At 60.5% G+C, this 19,706-nt stretch carries 18 protein-coding genes and 2 pseudogenes; 10 read left to right on the forward strand and 10 right to left on the reverse strand.

Annotated elements, in window-relative coordinates:
• Window positions 1-19: 19 nt before the first annotated feature.
• Genes arsB through FQS62_RS00205 form a run of 3 tightly spaced genes read right to left on the reverse strand, consistent with a single transcriptional unit; the run spans window position 20 to window position 1,930 of the window.
• Complete coding sequence (gene arsB, locus FQS62_RS00195) at window positions 20-1,078, reverse strand: ACR3 family arsenite efflux transporter (protein ID WP_100441035.1); 1,059 nt, start codon at window positions 1,076-1,078, stop codon at window positions 20-22.
• Window positions 1,079-1,098: 20 nt separating this feature from the next.
• Entirely contained in the window at window positions 1,099-1,590 is a 492-nt protein-coding gene (locus tag FQS62_RS00200; RefSeq protein ID WP_100441036.1) for an arsenate reductase ArsC, read from the reverse strand.
• Window positions 1,591-1,615: 25 nt separating this feature from the next.
• Window positions 1,616-1,930: an ArsR/SmtB family transcription factor gene (locus FQS62_RS00205; RefSeq protein WP_100441037.1), complete on the reverse strand. Its 315-nt coding sequence runs from the start codon at window positions 1,928-1,930 to the stop codon at window positions 1,616-1,618.
• Window positions 1,931-1,969: 39 nt separating this feature from the next.
• Between FQS62_RS00205 and arsH the strand changes: the two genes are divergently transcribed.
• The 3 genes and pseudogenes from arsH to FQS62_RS00220 all read left to right on the forward strand — a co-directional run.
• Window positions 1,970-2,710 carry an arsenical resistance protein ArsH gene (gene arsH / locus FQS62_RS00210; RefSeq protein WP_065178722.1) on the forward strand — a complete coding sequence of 247 codons (741 nt, stop codon included), beginning with the start codon at window positions 1,970-1,972 and terminating at the stop codon, window positions 2,708-2,710.
• Window positions 2,707-3,126, forward strand: coding sequence for an arsenate reductase (glutaredoxin) (arsC, locus tag FQS62_RS00215; RefSeq protein ID WP_065178723.1), 420 nt, complete (start codon window positions 2,707-2,709; stop codon window positions 3,124-3,126). The genes arsH and arsC overlap by 4 nt, the downstream gene beginning before the upstream one ends.
• Before the next feature lie 117 nt (window positions 3,127-3,243).
• Window positions 3,244-3,453: pseudogene (locus tag FQS62_RS00220) on the forward strand (chromate transporter); the annotation flags it as partial.
• A gap of 435 nt (window positions 3,454-3,888) precedes the next feature.
• Here FQS62_RS00220 and FQS62_RS00225 read toward each other — a convergent pair.
• Window positions 3,889-4,257 (reverse strand): H-NS histone family protein, encoded by a 369-nt coding sequence (locus tag FQS62_RS00225; protein ID WP_100441038.1) that lies wholly within the window; start codon window positions 4,255-4,257, stop codon window positions 3,889-3,891.
• Window positions 4,258-4,555: 298 nt separating this feature from the next.
• Between FQS62_RS00225 and FQS62_RS00230 the strand changes: the two genes are divergently transcribed.
• The 3 genes from FQS62_RS00230 to FQS62_RS00240 all read left to right on the forward strand — a co-directional run bounded on the left by FQS62_RS00230 (window position 4,556) and on the right by FQS62_RS00240 (window position 9,078).
• On the forward strand, window positions 4,556-5,653 hold the full coding sequence (locus FQS62_RS00230) for a hypothetical protein (RefSeq protein WP_100441039.1): 1,098 nt from the start codon (window positions 4,556-4,558) through the stop codon (window positions 5,651-5,653).
• A gap of 51 nt (window positions 5,654-5,704) precedes the next feature.
• Window positions 5,705-7,684, forward strand: coding sequence for a BCCT family transporter (betT, locus tag FQS62_RS00235; protein WP_100441040.1), 1,980 nt, complete (start codon window positions 5,705-5,707; stop codon window positions 7,682-7,684).
• 122 nt (window positions 7,685-7,806) lie between these two features.
• Complete coding sequence (locus FQS62_RS00240; protein ID WP_005420848.1) at window positions 7,807-9,078, forward strand: DUF2254 domain-containing protein; 1,272 nt, start codon at window positions 7,807-7,809, stop codon at window positions 9,076-9,078.
• A 72-nt stretch (window positions 9,079-9,150) separates the two neighbouring features.
• On the opposite strand, the gene FQS62_RS00245 is transcribed toward FQS62_RS00240, so the two are convergent.
• Genes FQS62_RS00245 through FQS62_RS00265 form a run of 5 tightly spaced genes read right to left on the reverse strand, consistent with a single transcriptional unit; the run spans window position 9,151 to window position 12,099 of the window.
• Window positions 9,151-9,912, reverse strand: a complete 762-nt coding sequence (locus FQS62_RS00245; RefSeq protein ID WP_080353444.1) for a sulfite exporter TauE/SafE family protein — start codon at window positions 9,910-9,912, stop codon at window positions 9,151-9,153.
• An 18-nt stretch (window positions 9,913-9,930) separates the two neighbouring features.
• Window positions 9,931-10,368 (reverse strand): protein tyrosine phosphatase family protein, encoded by a 438-nt coding sequence (locus tag FQS62_RS00250; RefSeq protein ID WP_065178729.1) that lies wholly within the window; start codon window positions 10,366-10,368, stop codon window positions 9,931-9,933.
• Window positions 10,365-10,796, reverse strand: a complete 432-nt coding sequence (locus FQS62_RS00255) for a YeeE/YedE family protein (RefSeq protein ID WP_100441041.1) — start codon at window positions 10,794-10,796, stop codon at window positions 10,365-10,367. The genes FQS62_RS00250 and FQS62_RS00255 overlap by 4 nt, the downstream gene beginning before the upstream one ends.
• Entirely contained in the window at window positions 10,793-11,233 is a 441-nt protein-coding gene (locus FQS62_RS00260) for a YeeE/YedE family protein (protein ID WP_100441042.1), read from the reverse strand. Before FQS62_RS00260 ends, FQS62_RS00255 begins: the two co-directional genes overlap by 4 nt.
• Complete coding sequence (locus FQS62_RS00265) at window positions 11,230-12,099, reverse strand: MBL fold metallo-hydrolase (RefSeq protein WP_199849323.1); 870 nt, start codon at window positions 12,097-12,099, stop codon at window positions 11,230-11,232. Before FQS62_RS00265 ends, FQS62_RS00260 begins: the two co-directional genes overlap by 4 nt.
• A 243-nt stretch (window positions 12,100-12,342) precedes the next feature.
• Between FQS62_RS00265 and FQS62_RS00270 the strand changes: the two genes are divergently transcribed.
• Together FQS62_RS00270 and FQS62_RS00275 are read left to right on the forward strand one after the other, a co-directional pair.
• A complete protein-coding gene (locus FQS62_RS00270) occupies window positions 12,343-12,636 on the forward strand; it encodes an ArsR/SmtB family transcription factor (protein ID WP_021202108.1) in 294 nt (97 codons plus the stop codon).
• 459 nt (window positions 12,637-13,095) lie between these two features.
• Window positions 13,096-14,004: a hypothetical protein gene (locus FQS62_RS00275; RefSeq protein WP_224119317.1), complete on the forward strand. Its 909-nt coding sequence runs from the start codon at window positions 13,096-13,098 to the stop codon at window positions 14,002-14,004.
• A gap of 802 nt (window positions 14,005-14,806) precedes the next feature.
• Here FQS62_RS00275 and FQS62_RS00280 read toward each other — a convergent pair.
• A complete protein-coding gene (locus FQS62_RS00280) occupies window positions 14,807-15,172 on the reverse strand; it encodes a hypothetical protein (protein WP_100441045.1) in 366 nt (121 codons plus the stop codon).
• 293 nt (window positions 15,173-15,465) lie between these two features.
• On the opposite strand from FQS62_RS00280, the pseudogene FQS62_RS00285 reads away from it, so the two are divergent.
• Both FQS62_RS00285 and FQS62_RS00290 read left to right on the forward strand, forming a co-directional pair.
• A pseudogene (locus FQS62_RS00285) lies at window positions 15,466-16,320 on the forward strand (PA0069 family radical SAM protein); the annotation flags it as partial.
• Between the two features lie 159 nt (window positions 16,321-16,479).
• Window positions 16,480-19,701 carry a DUF6531 domain-containing protein gene (locus FQS62_RS00290; protein WP_049447451.1) on the forward strand — a complete coding sequence of 1,074 codons (3,222 nt, stop codon included), beginning with the start codon at window positions 16,480-16,482 and terminating at the stop codon, window positions 19,699-19,701.
• The last annotated feature ends 5 nt before the right edge of the window (window positions 19,702-19,706 follow it).

A 19,706-nucleotide genomic window follows, 5' to 3' on the forward strand; every position in this document is an offset into this window, starting at 1 on the left:
GCTGCAGCACCTAGGCGGTTCAGCGGCTCCGTGCATCGGCAGGAAAGTAGCTTTTGCCCAGGCGCAGGGCGACGTGGACCAGCAGAATCAGCACGGGCACTTCCACCAGCGGGCCGATAACAGCCGCGAAGGCTACCGGGGAAGCCAGCCCGAACGCCGCGATCGCCACGGCGATGGCCAGTTCGAAGTTGTTGCCTGCTGCGGTGAACGCGATCGCGGTGGTGCGGGGGTAGTCTTTGGCGATCAGGTTGCCCATGAAGAAACTGATGACGAACTGGATGATGAAGTACAACGTCAGCGGGATCGCGATGCGTACCGCGTCCATCGGAATCCTCAGCACATCGCCTCCCTTCAGGCTGAACATCGCCACGATGGTAAACAGCAGTGCGGCGAGGGTTACCGGGCTGATGGCGGGCAGGAACGTCTCTTCATACCATTGCACGCCCTTGCGCGCCTTCAACCATCGGCGGGTGAGGAAGCCCGCCAGGAACGGGATACCAAGGTAGATCAGAACAGCCTCGGCGATGGTCCAGAAACTGACATCGATGACGCTGCCCTGCAGACCGAACACCGGCGGCAACCAGGACAGGAAGAACCACGCGTAGACGCTGAACAGCGCAATCTGGAAGATCGAGTTGAATGCCACCAGCCCAGCGACGTACTGGCCGTCACCGCGGGCAAGCTGATTCCAGACCAGCACCATGGCGATGCAGCGTGCCAGCCCGATCAGGATCAGGCCGGTCATGTACTCGGGGTAATCGCGCAGGAACAGCACGGCCAGGCCGAACATCAGGAACGGACCGACGATCCAGTTCTGCAGCAGCGAGAGCATCAGTACCCGTTTGTCGGCGAAGACCCGCGGCAGTTCCTCGTACTTCACCTTGGCCAGCGGCGGATACATCATCAGGATCAGACCAATCGCGATCGGGATGTTGGTCGACCCTATGGAGAGGCTGTTCAACGCGCTGGGCACACCCTCGAACAACGCCCCCATGCCGACGCCGAGCGCCATGGCGGCGAAGATCCAGAGCGTGAGATACCGGTCCAGGAAGGACAGGCGGGAGGTATCAGTGGTCATGGGGATTTCCGGAAGGACGGTCAGTTGATCTGTGCGATCGGGTCGAGCCGGGCCTTGAGGGCCTCGCTGTCATCCCAGACGCTGTCGGAGATCTCCAGGAAGGCCCTCAGGCGCGCCTTGATGATCTGGTGCGCGCGATCGAAGGCTTCGGCTTTCTCTCCGTCCGAGCCTTCAACGCCGGCCGGATCGAACAGGCCCCAGTGCACCCGTACAAAGTCGCCGAACACTACCGGGCATGCCTCGACCGCCGCGCTGTCGCAGACGGTGACGATCAGATCCATCGGCGCGGCATCCGCTTCGGCGAACTCGTCCCACGACTTGCTGCGAAGGCCGTCCACCGGGAAACCCTCGCGCTTCAACTGAGCAATGGCAAACGGGTTGACACGGCCGGCCGGCTGGCTGCCGGCGCTGAAGGACTCGTAGCGGCCTTGGCCCCACTTCTTCAGGGTCGATTCGGCCAACACGCTGCGAGCGGAATTACCGGTACACAAGAACAGGACGCGACGGGTCATCTGAGCGATCTCTAAGGTGGGTTGGTCAGCAGCCAACGGGTCGTTCGCAGGCCTGTTCGTCGGCACAACAGTTCTCCGTGAGATAGGCCACCAATGCGGTCATCGCCTCGAACTCGGCCCGGTAGCAGATCGTCCGACCACGTTGCTCGGCGCTGATCAGGCCCGCAGCCAACAGTTCCTTCAGGTGGAAGGAGAGCGTGGCGCCAGGCAAGCAGAGCGTCTGGGCAATGTCACCGGCCAGCTTGCCGCCGCTGCCGGCCTGTACAAGCAGGCGGAAGATCGACAGGCGGGTGGCGTGGCCCAAGGCAGCAAGAGCGTGGGTTGCAGTTTTATGTTCCATGATTCTAGAATAATAGAATCGATTCCGTAGGACAACCCCGTGCAGCAGATCCCCAACTTGGTCCCAGGTGCCTTGGACATTCCGACGGCCACCAAGCTCAACGACCCGGCCGCGCAGCCGCACCGCCCGCGCATCCTGATCCTGTACGGCTCGCTGCGGCCTCAGTCGTTCAGCCGCAAGCTGGCGCTGGAGGCGCAGCGGCTGCTGGAACAGCTCGGGGCGGAAACCCGCCTGTTCGATCCACACGAGCTGCCGATGCTTGACTCGGTGCCAGCCACCCACCCAAAGGTGCAGGAGCTGCGCCAGGCCTCGCTGTGGTCGGAGGGCCACGTGTGGGTCAGCCCGGAACGCCATGGCACCCTTACCGCGGTATTCAAGAACCAGATCGACTGGCTGCCACTGGAAGAGGGCAGCGTGCGCCCCACCCAAGGCCGCACGCTGGCCGTGATGCAGGTCTGCGGCGGTTCGCAGTCGTTCAACGTCGTCAACGCGCTGCGTGTGCTCGGCCGGTGGATGCGGATGGTGACGATCCCCAACCAGTCCTCGGTCGCCAAGGCCTGGCAGGAGTTCGACGACGAAGGTCGAATGAAGCCTTCGGCGTACTACGATCGCGTGGTGGACGTCATGGAGGAACTGGTCAAGTTCACCCTGCTGGTGCGTGGGCGCAGCGACTACCTGGTGGACCGTTACAGCGAGCGCAAGGGGGCCATCGAGGCGGCGGCGCTGGCGGCCGCTGCAGGGGTGGTGGAAACTGTTTTTAACGAGGAGGAAAGTGCGTGAACGCGGTCATCTACCACAACCCCAAGTGCGGCACCTCGCGCAACACTCTGGCGATGATCCGCTTCGCCGGGATCGAGCCGGAAGTGATCGACTACCTGGCCCACCCGCCCAGCCGCGCGCGCCTGGTCGACCTCATTAGGGCCGCGGGCTTGAGCGTGCGCGACGCCATCCGGCAGAAGGGCACTCCTTATGACGAGCTAGCACTGGGCGATGCGGCACTGAGCGACGACGCGTTGCTTGATGCCATGCTGGCGCACCCAATACTCATCAATCGTCCTTTCGTGCAAACCGATAATGGCACGCGCCTGTGCCGGCCTTCCGAACTGGTGCTGGATATCCTGCCGAAGCTTCCCGGACCATTCCGGAAGGAAGATGGAGAGTTGGTGGCCGAGCACAGGGGAGGCCCGGCGACCTAATCTGGGTGCTGGGCCGGGCTGGCCGCCTTTGAGAACAACAGGAGATCCTGCCCCATGCCGACGCTCCATCCCGCAAAAAGCGAAAGTGCGTGGCGTGACTTTCTGGTGTTCCTATGACTGGGACTGACCTCGTTCGGTGGCCCGATTGCCCATCTGAGCTACTTCCGCCTCGAGTTTGTCGAGCGCCGCCGGTGGCTGACGGACCGTAGCTACTCGGATCTGGTGGCCTTGTGCCAGTTGCTTCCAGGCCCAGCCAGCAGCCAGGTTGGGGTGTTGCTGGGCTTGGCCCGCGCCGGCTGGCTTGGCCTGCTGGCCGCCTGGGCAGGTAAATCGCATGGGTCAGGTCGCGTTGGCGCTGCACCAGTTCGGCTACGCGCGCCGCCATGCGGTTGGAATGTTCGATGATGACCCGGATCTGCGAGCGCGGCGAGACCGGGCAGCGTCGAATCCCCGCTAGGAAGCGGATCCTGCCAGATCGGAGGGCAGCTGTCGGCCAGAAGTGGATACTGCAATCATTGCTGCCTGAGCCCACTCTCCAAAGGCAAGGGGGAGCGCCTGCTGTTCGCCCGCTGTCACATCAACTGCGACTAGCTGAAATCTTTGATCGCCTACCTGGAAGGGCATTCCGCGCACCAGCATCCTGTTCGATCTGATGACTAATGATTCTCAGGACTTGCTGCGGTACCGGTGTGCGGCTACCTCCTGATGACTAATGATTCTCAGGACTTGCTGCGGTACCGGTGTGCGGCTACCTCGCTATCACTACTTGATCAGGAAGTCATTCAGTGATTTTCCACTTGCTACCAGCTCGGCTATCCATCGCGGTTGCCGCCCTCGACCGGACCACGTCTGGCCGCGCACTGCAGGATTGCGGTACTTGGGAGCGATCTTGGACCCTGTCGATTTGGCAGGCCTCCGATCACCTCGCTTCTTGGCGGTTTCGGAGGGCACGATCACTGAAGCGCCGTAGAGTTCCTCTATCGTGTATCCATGATCCTTGACGTACTTGTTGATCTTGGCGCGCATCGCTGTGGCCTTAGGGCGTGACAGCACCTTGGACTGCTGCTTCTCCGCCTGAGCAATCAGTGAGCGAAGTTCCTTGGCAGAAAGGCCGCTGATATCAATAGTCATGAATTCTTCCCCGATGTCGAGGCCCTAGCCTATTCTCAAATGACATTGCGTGTCACTCCATGTCCACTATGAGTCGCTCAATCTCAGGATCGACTACTAAAAAGTGGATCGTGTTAGCTACTCTCTCACTACACATGATTTTCACGTGGCATATGGACCTGAGGACTAAAGACGCGCCGTGAGTGATTGCTGTGGCGTCGCCAAGAGTTCTTTGAGATCGCCAGTTTGAGGCATTGGATGAATCGACGTTAGACTCAAGCGCTTTCCGTAGCAGATCAGGGAGGCAAGGCGCATAACCGTGAGATCAATTCCCTTCATTGTCGCTGCCGCGTTGGCGGGAACTTCGCTGGCTGCAGATGCTTCTGAGGATAACCTACATAGAGATCCTTACTTTGATCCAGGAGGCGCCGTCAGGTTCAACTATGGCTGGCTCGACTACGGGCCGTCCAGCCGCCTGCAGCTTGAACTGCTGCGTGCAGACCTTGACGCTGGAACCGGACCGTTTTCCTTCTCTGCCCAATACCGCTGGTACGATGGCTTCGACGCCGTGCATCACGCCTACGCGGGCTGGCAGTTCTCCGATGCTACCCAGCTCAAGGCAGGTATCCAGCAAGTCCCGTTCGGGCTGCTCCCCACCGTTTCGCAGAGTTTCTGGTTCGGCTCCGGCTACTACCTGGGCATCGAGGATGATTACGATCCGGGCCTTGTGGTGATTCACCGCAGCGGCAGCACAACTTGGCATCTTGGCTGGTTCTCCGGAGACGAATACGGGTCCGGGGCTCGCTACGATCGCTACTCCTTTGATGTCGCGCAGACCGAGGCATTGCCGTATCGCGAGCGGCAACGACTGCATGCACGCGTGGAGAGCGCGCACGACTGGGGCGGCGGCGAACTGTTGCTGGGCGCATCAGCGTTTGCTGGCAAAGTGCAGAACACTCAGACACGGCGTCAATACGGTCATCAGGGCGCGGCCCTCCACGCACAGTGGCAGCGCGATGGTTGGACCGCGCAGTTGCAGTGGGCGCGGTACCGGTATGACGTGCCCGGAGATCGCATCGCAATGTCGGCGTTCCAATCCCCCTTCCAGGTTGCAGCGCAGGCGGATGTGCCAAGCGCCAACATCGCCTATTCGTTCGGCCAGAAGGGCTGGCTGGATGACATCACCTGCTATAACAACCTCAGCATGACCCGCCCGGTCGGGCACCGCGCGGGCCTTCGTGATTCGTGGCAGAACGTGACCGGTTGCAGCCTGCAGAAAGGCATCATGCTCACCTATGTCGACTGGATCGCTGGCCGCAACATGTGGTTTGCCGGTGGTGATGGTATCGGCATCGACGAAGGAGGCCTTTCCAGCTGGCATTCGCGGCTGAACCTCAATATCGGCTTCTACTTCTGATCGGCCTCGCGCAAGCCGCAGATTTTTCCACCCAATAACACGGAGGTATCCATGCAGAGCACGGCTCCGCAACATCCCCCCGTTCGCCAGCGGATCCTTTCGCAGGTGTTCATTCCCACGGCAGCCATCGTCATCGCGCTGCTGGCGCTTGCCGCCTTCGCGCCCGAAATGGCCACGCGGTGGTTCACCGCGGCCAAGTCATGGGCCGCCAATGATGCAGGTTGGTTCACCATCCTTGCAGTAGCCGGCTTCCTGGTCTTCGTCGTCGGCGTCGCCATCAGCAGTTACGGCCGCATCAAGCTCGGCCCTGACCACAGTACGCCGGACTACAGCTACGGCTCCTGGTTCGCAATGTTGTTCGCTGCGGGCATGGGCATCGGTCTGATGTTCTTCGGCGTTGCCGAGCCCATCATGCACTACGCCACGCCGCCGGTTGGTTCGCCTGAGTCCGCCGCCGCTGCCCGCCAGGCAATGCGCATCACCTTCTTCCACTGGGGCATCCACGCATGGGCGATCTACGCGGTGGTAGCGCTGTCGCTGGCGTACTTTGCGTACCGACACAATCTCCCGCTGCGTGTCCGCTCCGCGCTGTATCCGCTCATCGGCGACCGTATCCACGGCCCGTTGGGACATGCCGTAGACACGTTTGCCGCACTGGGTACCATCTTCGGCCTGGCCACCTCGCTGGGACTGGGCGTCATGCAGATCAACGCCGGCCTGAACTACCTGTTCGGCCTGGAGGTCAGTACGCTCGCCCAGGTTGGCTTGATCACCGTCATCACACTGGTGGCCACCGGATCGGTCGTGGCTGGCCTGGACAGCGGCGTACGCAGGTTGTCCGAGCTCAACATGATCCTGGCGGCGGCGCTGCTGGCCTTCGTGCTGGTCTGTGGACCCACCGTTCACCTGATGCAGGCGCTGGTGCAGAACACCGGCATGTACGTTTCCCAACTGTTCTCGATGACCTTCAACCTTTATGCCTACGAACCCACGGGTTGGCTGGGTGGCTGGACGCTGTTCTACTGGGGCTGGTGGATTGCGTGGTCGCCCTTCGTTGGCATGTTCATCGCGCGCATCTCACGTGGACGCACCGTCCGTGAGTTCGTGGTAGGGGTGCTGCTCGTACCGCTTGGCTTCACATTCCTGTGGATGACCATCTACGGCAACACCGCGTTGCACATGGTGCGGACGGAGGGCATCCAGCAGTTGGTGCAGGCGGTCTCAACCGACAGCTCGATGGCGCTCTTCGAGTTCCTGGAGCACCTGCCGCTGACCATGCTGACCTCTTCGCTGGCGGTCATCCTGGTTGCGCTGTTCTTCGTAACCTCAGCGGACTCCGGTGCCCTGGTAATCGACATGCTTACCTCGAAGGGTGAGGAGGAATCGCCGGTCTGGCAGCGGATCTTCTGGGCGCTGCTGGTCGGCGGCCTTGCGATTGCCCTGCTGGTGGCCGGCGGCTTGGAATCATTGCAGGCGGCCACCATTGCCAGTGCGTTGCCATTTACGATCGTCATGATCCTGATGTGCTGGGGACTGCTGAAGGCCATGCATCTGGATGCAACCAAGCGCTCGATCCTGCGCGAGGCACGTATCTTGCCGGGTACCAGCGAGGATTGGCGGGCGCGCCTGCGCCTGCTGGCGCACAATCCGTTGAAGATCGAGGTGACCGGCTTCATCGAGCAGCGTGTCATCCCGGCATTGGAAGAGGTTGCGGCTGAGCTGCGCAAGCAGGATCTGCCGGTCCAAGTCTCCAAGGGGGAGGATGGTCGTGCGTGGCTGCAGGTTGGCCATGGCGAGGAGATGGACTTCTTCTACTCGGTACGGCCCCAGCCCTATGAGCCGCCGACGTTCGCCCTGCAGGATCCTCGTCGGCCGGTCAGCGAGGGTACCCGTCATTACCGTGCGGAGGTCTATCTGCGGGAGGGCGGGCAGGACTACGACGTCATGGGATGGACCAAGGTTCAACTCATCCACGATGTGCTCGATCAATACGAGCGCCACCGTCAGTTCCTGGACAAGGTGCGCTCGTAGAATCTGCACACAGATGCCGCCCGGAGTAGCGGCATCTGCCTTGGGTCGGGCATGACCCTGCGTTGACGTGGCCTCGGCGCCCGGCCGTGCTATTGATGGTCGAACTTCCCAGGAAGTAGCCCATGCTCACCAGATTGAGGCTTGCAGCCAGCAAAGTTACAAAGCGGATGTGGTTCCGCTCGACCCTGTATGGCGCCCTAGGCATCATCACGGCGTTGGCGGGCGCGTTCCTGAAGTTCCTCATTCCCGTCGGCCTTGCCGCACGGATCGGCGCAGATTCCGTCGGCAACATTCTTGGCATTCTTGCCGCGTCGATGCTGACGGTAACCACCTTCTCGCTGTCCACCATGGTCTCGGCATACGGGTCCGCGTCCAACAGCGCCACCCCGCGCGCGGCCCGCCTGCTGATCGAAGACACCCGGGCCCAAGGTGCGCTGGCCACCTTCATTGGTGCCTTCCTGTTCTCGATCGTGGGCCTCATCGCGCTCAGCACTGGCATCTACGGAGATAGCGGCCGGCTTGTACTGTTCGGGGCAACCATCGCGGTCATCATCGTCATCACAGTGACGTTGCTCCGGGCTATCGAGCAGTTCTCACGCTTTGGCCGCGTCGGCGAAACCATCGATCTGGTGGAGCGGGCGACCCAAGTGGCAATGAAGCGCCGCGCCGAGGAGCCTTCGCTCGGCGGAGCCAGTGCGGTTCGGGTAGGAGAGGGGGCGGTGCAGCTGGTCGGCGATCAGGTGGCCTACGTTGAACACGTGGATGTCGGGCGGATCAACGCCATTGCGCAGGAACATGATCTACGCGTTCATCTGCTCTGCCAGCCGGGTACGTTCGCAACCCCAACCCGTCCGTTGATAGCCATCGAGGGAAATCTACTTCCTGAAGTACAGAGTGAAGTGATCTCAGCCATTTCCTTTAGCGACGCGCGCTCCATCGAAAATGACCCACGGTTCGGGCTGGTCGTGCTTGCGGAAATTGCGCAGCGAGCCATGTCACCTGCGGTGAACGACCCTGGGACCTGCATCGACGTCATCGGGACATGTGTCAGGCTGCTCTGTGCATGGTCCAGCCACGCAGGGGACGCTGCGACAGGCGAGGTGCTGTATCCGCGCGTGCACGTGCAGTGTCTCGACGTACGCGACATGTTTGAGGACGCGTTCACTCCGATTGCCAGGGATGCCGCCGCGTCCCTGGAGGTCAGTATCCGGCTGCAGAAGGCCTTCGCAGCGTTGGCAGGGTCCTCGAATGAAGCGACAAGAGTCGCATCACAGGCGCATGCCCGCATCGCGTTGGAGCGCGGCCTATTGGCCATGGATTTCGAAGCTGATCGCGAGGCGCTTCGAGCCGTCGCATCTTATTTGACTCTGGAAGATGTGGACCACCGTTCGTAGTATCTTCCTATCAAAGCCTTTGAAGCGCTGCGCTGGCTATCAGTGCTCGGCTGTGGTCTGGAGCACATCCGGTCAGCTCACCTTCCACAGCATGTATGCGGCAGTAATGAAGATCAGTACTGCAAATACCGTGTTCAGAGCTCCACGATAGTTGGCCAGCTTCGTCGAAGTTGCTGCACCTGCAATACCGCCAGCCACGCCGGCAACGACGAAAACTGCCGCGAGCTTCCAGTTGACCAGACCTGTACGCGCGTAGTTCAGTGCGGTGGTCATGCCAAATGCGGCGACGGCGACGAGCGAGCTTCCGACTGCGGCGATCATCGGCATGCCCGTCGCGGCCACCAGTGCGGGCACGATGAGAAAGCCTCCGCCAATGCCAAAGAAGCCAGAAAGCCCGCCGGCGGTGGCGCCCAGCCCAATCAGCGCGGGCGCGTTGCCTCTGCCGAGCCGAGCGTCCGTGAGTCCAGGCGTGTTGCGCCTGCGAAGCATGGCGATGCCGACAACGATCATAGCCACAGCAAACAGCGCCAACAGGCTCCTGCCGTCGAACGCCTTGCCCAAGCTGGAACCCAGGTATGCGCCCGCGATCCCCGCCAGAGCGAAGACCGAGGCACAAGGCCAGCGAACGTTCCCTCTACGGGCATGTATCACCAGATTCGACACCGCATTGACCGCTACTGCCAGGGCGCTGGTGCCGATAGCCACATGCGGATCTCCCACTCCGACCACGTAGAGCATCAGTGGCACCGCCAGGATGGATCCGCCCCCACCGACCACGCCCAGGACGAAGCCGACCAGGACGCCAGACAGGCCGCCCAGAACCAACTGCAGCAGAGATAGCGCTTCCATATGTCAGTCGCCGGACGCCGGGCCTTGCTGCAGCCGTGTTGCGATGGAAGAAAGGTCATAGCCTGCATCCGAAGCAACAGACAGGACGTGGTCAAACGCCGCTCCATTGTGAACGACTTCCGACAGCGCCCAAAGCATCGCAGCACGGGTGCCGGTTCTGCAGTACGCGGCAACAGGGCTTGGCAGCGCTTCGATCAACTTGGCAAAGGTATGCACCTGATCATCGGTAATAACGCCAGGCAGCGCAGGAAGATAGGCAAACTGCATGCCCGCCTGGTGGCAGGCGGCCTGCAGCGCATGGTGACTGGGCTGCTCCGGCTGTTCATCGTCGGGGCGGTTGCAGATCACGCTCGCAAAGCCCTGCTCCTTCAGGGCTTCAATGTCCTTTGGCAGGAGCTGGCCGGACACCTTGAGGCTGGCGGAGAGTGGCTTGAGGTTCATGGTTCTCCCGTAGTTGCAGTGGGGCGGTGAATGAGGCCATGCAGGAGCACGCCAGCGATCATTGCCGTGGCGAAGATGATCGCGAAGGGCTGGCCGGTTCCCAGCAACGCGATGGCTGGGCCGGGACATAGTCCGGCCAGACCCCAACCCAGGCCGAATATCGCCGCACCGATCACCAGGCGCCGATCGATGATGCGATGGGTGGGAATGTGCAGCGATACGGCAAGCAGCGGCGTTCTGCGGGCGCGTATCCACAGGTAGGCTGCGCCGGAAGGGATCAGTGCGCCCAGCATGACCAGCGCCAGGGAGGGGTCCCAGGCGTCGCTCACATCAAGGAAAGCAAGCACGCGGGCTGGGTTGGCCATACCGGATACGACCAGTCCCAGTCCGAAGAGTGCGCCGCACAGGAACGCGGCGAGACGGATCATGCCGTGCCCCCCGCCACAATCCGTACCAGGGTCGCCGTGGCCATGCCCATGAGCATGAACACGCAGGTAGCCACCACCGACCGCGACGATCCCCTGCCCAGGCCGCAGACACCGTGCCCACTGGTACAGCCAGCGCCAAGGCGAGTTCCGTAACCCACCAGCAGTCCGGCAATCACCAATACCACTGCTCCGTTTGCGGAGAGCGCCGGCAATAGTATGGGCCTGGCCGCCAATGCCAAGCCTGACGCCAGGGCAAGTCCCGCCAGGAATAGGGCTGCACTCCCGCGTCCGCCGTCACCCGGCATGCCCAGTGTCTTGGCAAGTAGACCCGAGATGCCGGCAACGCGGCCGAGAAGGACCAGATAGGCACCGGCGGCTGTTCCAATCATGGCACCGCCAGCGAGTGGCCAGTACCAAGCCAAATGAGAGAGCGTCATAGCAGGTCCACCGGCAGCTTGAGGTAGCGCACGCCGTTGTCCTCGGGTTCGGGCAGATGGCCGGCGCACATGTTGACCTGCACTGAAGGCAGGATCAGTCGCGGCATCGGGAGCGTCGCGTCACGGGCTTCCCGCATTTCCACGAACATGGCTTCGGTCACGCCCTCGTGCACATGCAGGTTGGTTGTCCTTTCGGCACGGATGGTTGTCTCCCATACGAAATGGTTTCGACCGGTGGCCTTGTAGTCATGGCACAAGAAGACGCGGGTGGCGTCGGGCAGGGACATAAGGCGCTGGATCGAGCGATACAACTGGCGAGCGGAACCACCTGGAAAATCGCAGCGGGCGGTGCCGTAGTCCGGCATGAACAGCGTGTCTCCAGGAAATACGGCGTCGCCGATCACGTACGCCATACAAGCGGGGGTGTGGCCCGGCACGTGCAGCGACATCGCCTGGAGATTACCGATGCGGAAGGAGGCACCATCGGCGAACAGCCGATCAAACTGGCTGCCATCCCGCTTGAATGCAGTGCCGGCATTGAAGACTTTGCCGAAGGTTTCCTGGACAGTGGTGATGCGCTCGCCGATGGCCAGCGTACCTCCCACCTGGCCCTGCAGCCATGGTGCTGCTGAGAGGTGGTCGGCATGCGCGTGGGTTTCCAGCAACCATTGCACCTGTAGGCGCTCGGTCCGCACGTAGTCCACCAACGCCGATGCGGAGGCAGTGGAGGTGCGGGCTGCGGCCATGTCGAAGTCAAGGACGCTGTCGATGATGGCGCACGCTGAAGAAGATGGATCGCGTACGACGTGACTGGCAGTGAAAGTGGCAGGATCGAAGAAGGTCTTTACATGAGGCGAGGGGAGCAGGCCGGCACGGGCATCGTTGACGACGCGGACAGCCTGCTCCAAGGGGGCGTCTACCGCTACGGATTGGTTCACGACTGGCTCCGGGGGGATTGGTTGCTTAATACTTACATAGTTACATAAAGTGTGCAACTATAGAAGCATGCTAGACTGGGCGCCTTCCCCATGGTGTTTGCATCACATCACCCGGCCAAGTTGCCCTTACCCGTGACCAGCCCCCCATTCAGCCCGTCAGACCTAGCCACGATGAAGGAGCGCGTGCCCGAAGTGGCCGAGTTGCTGCGCTTCATGGCCACTCCCTCCCGCCTGTTGCTGCTGTGCCAGCTCGCCCAAGGTGAAATGACGGTGAGCGGACTGGAGGACGCCACCGGCATCCGACAGCCGGCGCTCTCCCAGCAACTGGCCGAACTCCGCCAACGAAAGCTTGTAGCGACCCGACGGGAATCGCGGTCGATCGTCTACCGCATGGCAGACCCGCGCGTTGCAGCACTGCTGGGCGCGATGCATGGGATCTTCTGTGCGGACGATACATCAACTTGAAGTGGCCTAAGGCGTCTAGAAGGGACGGGCTAGACTCACTGACCTAGGGGAATTTAGGCCATCGGCGTAGTCTGCCCCAAAACCAATTGACCGCAGCAGGCTCGAGGTCTGCTGCGGCCTAGGGATGTTTATCAGGGATGGGGTGGATGTCTGCTTATGGCCGAAAGCGGACATCGCCAAGGCAGTGGATTAAGGTTGTTTATCGTGGCATGGGCATGGCACCTTTCGATCCAGAGCGGACATCAGCGTGAGCGCACGCTCTGCACCCTGGTAGCTCTCACTACACATCGGACTGTTAAGTGAACCACAGCCGTCCTAAAATGAGGCCGTATCAAGGGTCTAGTCCTCAAATCACGGGCTGCGGGTACTTCGTATAGCCCGACTCGAGGAGCCGACCATTGTTCATTTAGCACGGCGCAATCATTCTGGGCAGCGGACGGGGACGTGATGAAGCAAGACATGAAGGAAAAGCTCAAAGAAGCCGTGTTTGATGTCGAGCACGCTTTAGGAATGTACGCTTCTGGCTACTGCACCATTCCAGCAGAAGCAATCTATGACAAAGATGCGTTGGCTTCAGTCATGAGCGTAGTCAAAGATTGCCATATCTACCTTATTGGGCTCGTACCCAGGATTGTCCTTGAGAATGCAAAACTAGAGAACGACAAGCTGAGCATTTTTATGAGTGCTCTAGGACAGACTTACGAGGTCAAGTACCCGTGCCCAGAAGGGTGTCGGTTGCAGCTGGTCGATGACATATATCACGTTGTTGATGCATCGGGACGCTTGGGATGGCCAAGTCCTCAGGACCTACAGGCACGACTAAGCTCCATATCGCAGGCGATAGATTTCGACGTGAAGTACATCGGGCAGGCCTACGGAAAAGATGGATCACGCAATGCCTTAGACAGACTGCTGAAGCACGAGACGCTTCAGAAAATTGCCTTGAAAGGCATTCCTGAGACGCACAAGCTAACCCTGCTGCTGTTGACAGTTGTTCCCAACAGTCAGCTCTTCACGTTCTTCAATCCATTCGCCAAGAACAAAGATAATGATGGGACGCGCATTCGCGCGGGGCTGGAGAAGCTATACGAGACTAGTGAGCAAGAACGAATCACTCTCTATGAGGCATCACTTATCCGGTACTTCTCTCCCGAGTACAACATTGAGTTCAAAAACAGCTTCCCGTCCACCAACCTGAAGGTCCTTCAAGCCTGCTACGAGAAGGATTTCAGTGCGCTTGTGGCAGAGATATGCATCGACGAGCTTCCGTTCAGATTAAGATCTGACTGTGTAGCACCGGCGCACTATCACATAGCTAAGCACAACTTGCATAAAGAGAGTGACCGGCGAATATTCTTTGGACTGTAGTTCGGTGAATTCTCTGTCTGCTGCTGGCGGGAAGCTGTCGTGGGCTCGACATGGCAGCAACTGACCCAAAGCGGACATCCATCAGTGCTTGTCCACTGCTCTTGAAATGCGGCCTGGTCTGCTTGCTGGGTCCGGCTATGCCTCGGCTTGTCAGCCGGACCCAGCAGCCCTAAGATCGAGCCGCTGTCAGCGGGGATAGCCCACCATATGGTGGTATGTGGATAAGTCGTGTAACCGGACCCAGGGATCCGGCTACAAGGTAGTTAGGCAGCAGGGGGAGATGGTGGACAGCCGAAGTATCTTTGAAAGACTGACACGATCCGTGCCAATCAATCTCGCAGACCTCCCAGAAGAGTTCGGTATCTACGCTCTTTGGGACCATGAACGACAAATCCGGTACATCGGTAGCACACCAAAAGCCACCGAGGGATTCCGCACCAGGATTTACAGCAAGCACGCCACTGGCAGCGAAGGTCGCAGCCACAAGTTCACGCAAGCGTATTGCACCGGCCGTATGTGGCGTTACTGCAAGAAGCTTGATCACCCAGCTGCCGCTCGCGAGCAGTCCGCCACAGATGCGGACGCAGCAAAGAAGCTGAGAAACGCCTTTATTCGTAAGCACTGTGGGGCGAGCTACGTATCCATACCTCGTAGCTATCTGCCAGAGCCATACTTCGCAAACCTCACTTCATTGGAGTTCCAGCTTCAGGCTATGGCACCTTCAAGCATGCGGGCGTGGGAGGGTATTGGGTTTCGGCCTCTACCAGAACCGGCACCTCTCGTGGATCGCTTGTTGGCTGAACTACCTCACTTTGCAGCAGGCGCTGAAAGGCAGCATGCCATCTATAAGGCGCATGTGCTTTGCACTGATGTCTAACAATTCATTGATACTCGCCTTCTCAACAAGCTGCGCAATCAATGCGCGCATGAGTGGGGAGATTTCCGCATTGCCCAACAGATAGTTGATACCTACATTGAGCCAATGACAATGAAACATGCGCTCAATGCTGAAAATGAGGTCCAACCGATCCTGTTCCCACCAAGCTGCGCGCCGAAGCAAGTGCTCGTCAGTACCCTTGCGGCGTTGATCACCTTTGCGAACCTGCTCAAGCCCCTTCTCAAAGCGGCCGTCACGGAGGGAACGGGTGACGGCATCTAACGATTCCAAGCCGAAGCCGCCTGATGGCTCGGCTTAGTTCAGGCGTTTGGCGGTGTCCGCTTTTGGCCGGAAGCGTACGCTGACCAAACGATGTTTTAGCCCGGCCACTCACGGGCCGTCGGGCGCTCAACGGGGCCAATACAGTGCCCCTGAGTCCTCGCCGCATTAGTCGGAACGCTAACCTCCCCTTCATTGCCATGGGCTAGGGGGGAATTTCTATCCTGAGCCGCGTTAGCCTTGACAGAGCACCAGTTCGATAGGGGTTGCGCTGAACACTTCCCCTCAAACACATATAGTGTTGCTGCTCGTACTGCTTCGCGCGCCCCTCGCACGCCTATCTGAACCTGTCGCCAGGCCTGGACTTCGAGACCAAACTGTTCGCCAAGACCAATGCACCACAGTTGCTGCGCAAGGAACTGTCGAAGCCGGGCTACGTACCGCAGCCGATCGCACTGGGCATCAACACCGATGCGTACCAGCCGATCGAACGCAAGTTCAAGCTCACCCGCCAGCTGATCGAAGTGATGCTGGAAACCAGGCATCCGTTCTCGCTGATCACCAAGAACGCACTGGTCGAGCGTGACATCGATCTGCTCGCACCGCTGGCGGCGGAGAACCTGGTCAGCGTGCATTTCTCGGTGACCTCGCTGGACCCGCATCTTTCCGCGAAGCTTGAGCCGCGCGCGTCGGCGCCGCATGCACGGCTGCGCGCGATGAAGCGCCTCCATGACGCCGGCATTCCGGTCGGTGTGATGGTGGCGCCGGTGATTCCGTGGATCAACGACAGCGAGCTGGAAGCCGTGCTGGAGGCCGCGCACGACGCAGGTGCGAGCACCGCCGGCTACGTGCTGCTGCGCCTGCCACTGGAAGTGGCGCCACTGTTCCGCGACTGGCTGGATACCCATCATCCCGATCGCGCTGCACACGTGATGAGCACCATCCAGCAGCTGCGCGGCGGCAAGGACTACGACAGTCAGTTCGGCACGCGCATGCGTGGCCAAGGCGTGTATGCCGATCTGTTGAACAACCGCTTCAAGCTGGCGCGAAAGCGTCTCGGCTTCAATGCGCAGAACAGCCATTGGCCGAAGCTGGATTGCAGCCGGTTCCTGAAGCCGCTGCCGCCGAAGAAAGAGTCACCGCAGGGCAGTTTGTTCTGACGCCATTGTCGGCATGAGTTGACCAACACAGATCAAGAAGGCACAGAAGATTCGCACCGTGTGCGTTGCACATCGGCGGCACACCGACCTAGAATATTTACAAACGTGAATTCCCGGTGACTGAATGACTCGGTCTCGGATGAGGAGCTACAAAAGCGCATGATGCACTTTGCTACACGGAACATTCTGAAGTCCCCACTCCTTCTGCTGCCATTCCTTTCGTTGCCCATGACCCCGGCGACTGCAGCAAGCACTGAGGGAACCGTATACGTCACCAAGAAGCGGCTGCCTGGAACTGGCGGTGGTGGCGTGGGTGGCTTTGGATTCGGTGGTGGTAGTGAAATCCATCTGTCCGAAGCACAGATGGATAACGGTGGTGGTGGTGGCGCAATCCCCACGGAAACCGCCAAGGAGCAGCCGACCGACGACAAGGAGAAGGACTGCAATGGCCGCAAGGGCAATCCTGTCGTGCTCTACAGCGGCAACAAGGTCGAGCCGGAACTCGATTTCGCCAGCCAGGGCGAAATGGGCTTGTTCCTGCAGCGCAACTACAATCATTACTGGAGCGCGACCGGCCTGTTCGGCAATCACTGGCTGAGCAACTTCGACTATTCGCTCGCGTTCACCGATGCAAACCAGCTGGCGTGGGTACAACGGCCCGACGGTCGCCGCATCAAGTATCTCAAGGATCCAGCCAGCGGGCGCTGGTACGAGGACAAGGCCCAGCCCATCGCGTATCTCGCCGCGAACGGAGACGGCACGTTCACGCTTCGAAACGAAAACAACGGGACGGAAATCTACAACGCCGAGGGCTACATCACCCGGCTCAGCAATGAGCAAGGTGTGAGCTGGACGTTCTCCTATACCGATCGCTACCTGCAGAAGGTCACCCACTCCTCGGGACGCAGTATCAGCTTTGGCTGGACCAATGGACAGGTCTCCCAGGTGACCGACCCGGCCGGCAACATCTACCGCTACACCTATACCCCCAACGTGTTCGGGAACGGGCGTGGCCGGCTCGCCAGTGCGACGCTACCAGGCACACCTGCAACGACGATCAGCTACCACTACGAAGATGCCCGCTTCCCGGGTGCCCTGACCGGCAAGTCCTTTGACGGCGTGCGCTATTCCACGTTTGCCTACGACGCGGAGCGGCGCGCCATCAGCACCGAGCACAATGGCGGCATCGAACGATTCCGCTTCAGCTACGCCGTGCGCAGCACCGAACCGGTGCTTCCGCCCCCCGCCCCGGCTCGACCGGGCGGTGTCCGCGCCGACGAAGAGCGTGGATGGTGCGAACAGCGCCCCGGAGGCTCACGCATCTGCTACCAGCCGCGCTCGCTGCCTGTCGATTCCCTGCCGATGGAGAGCGCTCTCGGCATGACCGCCGCCGCTGCGCCGAGCCTTACGCGGCCCGTCGATATCGATGTCACTGTGATCAACCCTCTTGGCCGCAGCACCACCTACACGTTCAAGGACGGAAAGATGGTGTCGACCAAGGGTGATCCGTCGCCGAACTGCCCTGCCAGCTACAAGGAGCAGAGCTACGACGCCAATGGGTACCCTGATCTGGTCCATGATTTCCAGGACAATCTGACCAACTTCGACTACAGCGCACAGGGCTACCTGCTGAAGCGGGTGGAAGCGGTCGGCAGCACGGCCGAACGTACGACGTTGCAGGAGTGGGATACCGCGCGTAACCGGCTGCTCAAGACAACGGTGGTGGGTGATCTTGAAGTCGCCTACACCTATGACGATCGCGGAAACGTGGCCAGCGTGACTGAGCGCAATCTGACGGCACGTGGGGTGCCCAGCCAGACGCGGGTAACCCGCACCACCTATAGCTATCACGCCAATGGATTGAAGGCCTCGATCAAGATCGATGGCCCGCTTCCGCAGGATGACGTCACCTCGACCTTCAACAACCAGGGCGATCTGACCAGCACCACCAACGCTCTCGGTCATACGATCAGCTATTCCAACTTCAACGGCTTGGGATTGCCGGGACGTATCGTCAATGCGAACGGTGGTGTGCGGGAGCTGACGTATGACGGTCGTGGCCGCGTTGTGTCCGACAGAACCAGCTCGGGAACCGGCTGGGCGACCACAGCCATTGGCTACACCTCCGCAGGCGACATCGCCTCGCTCACCCAGCCCGATGGCGTGACGGTACGCTACGGCTACGATGCAGGACGCCGCCTGACGCATGAAGTCCGCTCGCTGGGAGACGGTACGTGGGCGTGGACCCGTCATAGCTACAACAACGCTTCCAACCGCACGCGTACCGAGGTTTCACAGACCGACTATCCGATCGATACGGCAGTCAAGGGAATGATTGACGAAATCACCCATGACGGGCAGTGGAACTGGTTCGCTCGAGGCTGGGCCTGCTCCACCGGATCGGCCGGATCCATCCAGGTGGATGGCTACGCCGAAGGCAACGTCTACCTGGGAAGCACCCAGGCAAACCTCGCCAGCGAGCCAGGGGTTGCTGCCGCCTGCCAAGCCTCAGGCAATGGCTATAGATACCAGCTGCCGATATCGCTGGCCCAGAGGCAGCAGCTGGGTGGCCGCAAGTTCTCCATCTACGGTGTATCTCCGAAGGGAGCACAGCACAACCAAGCGCTGGGCAACTCCGGCAACTTCGCCATTCCCACGGCAACGATCATCGGAGACGTCGCAGGGGTTACGAACGACGCGAACTGGAACTTCTCCGTACAAGGATGGGCATGCTCCGTGGGCGTCAACGCGGCCACCACCGTACACATCTATGCGGGAGGGCCGGCAGGCGCTGGTACGTATCTTGGGAGCGTTACCGGCACGCTGGTTCCGAACGACGACGTAAAGGCCGCATGCCAATCGCAAGGGGCGTATTGGTTTGGCTTCACGTTGGATTCCAATATGCGCAACGCACATGGCGGAAAGCCCATCTACGTCCACGGCATCTCGCCCTCGGGCCAGGCTCATCTGCTGCTCAATCGATCAGGAGCCTTCACCATACCTGCCGTCGTCCGAAATGCGGAACTGGTCAGCGCATCGGCATCACCCCGCCAGATATTCAATGGTGGCTCGTCGAATCTGACGTTCCAGTTCCGAAATACCGGCAACGTCGTGTGGAATCCTGGTGACACCTATCTGGCATTCGGAATTCTTCAGCTCAATGAAAGCATGGGCCTAGCTGGACCGGTGCCTCCTGGAGCAGTTGCAACCTTCAGCAGAAGCGTTGGTCCGAAGAACACCGGCAATGGCAACGTCACCTTCATCTACAAGGCGCAGATGGCCTCTGGCGGTACTGCGTGGGGCCCGGAGGGGAGGGCGACATTGTCTGTAGAGAACAACAAGGGAAGCTGTGGTCGCGTCACGTGCGAACGGCCTCGGTAAGAAAG

This window comes from Stenotrophomonas sp. SBJS02 (genome assembly GCF_020428325.2).
GTDB classification, from domain to species: domain Bacteria; phylum Pseudomonadota; class Gammaproteobacteria; order Xanthomonadales; family Xanthomonadaceae; genus Stenotrophomonas; species Stenotrophomonas africana.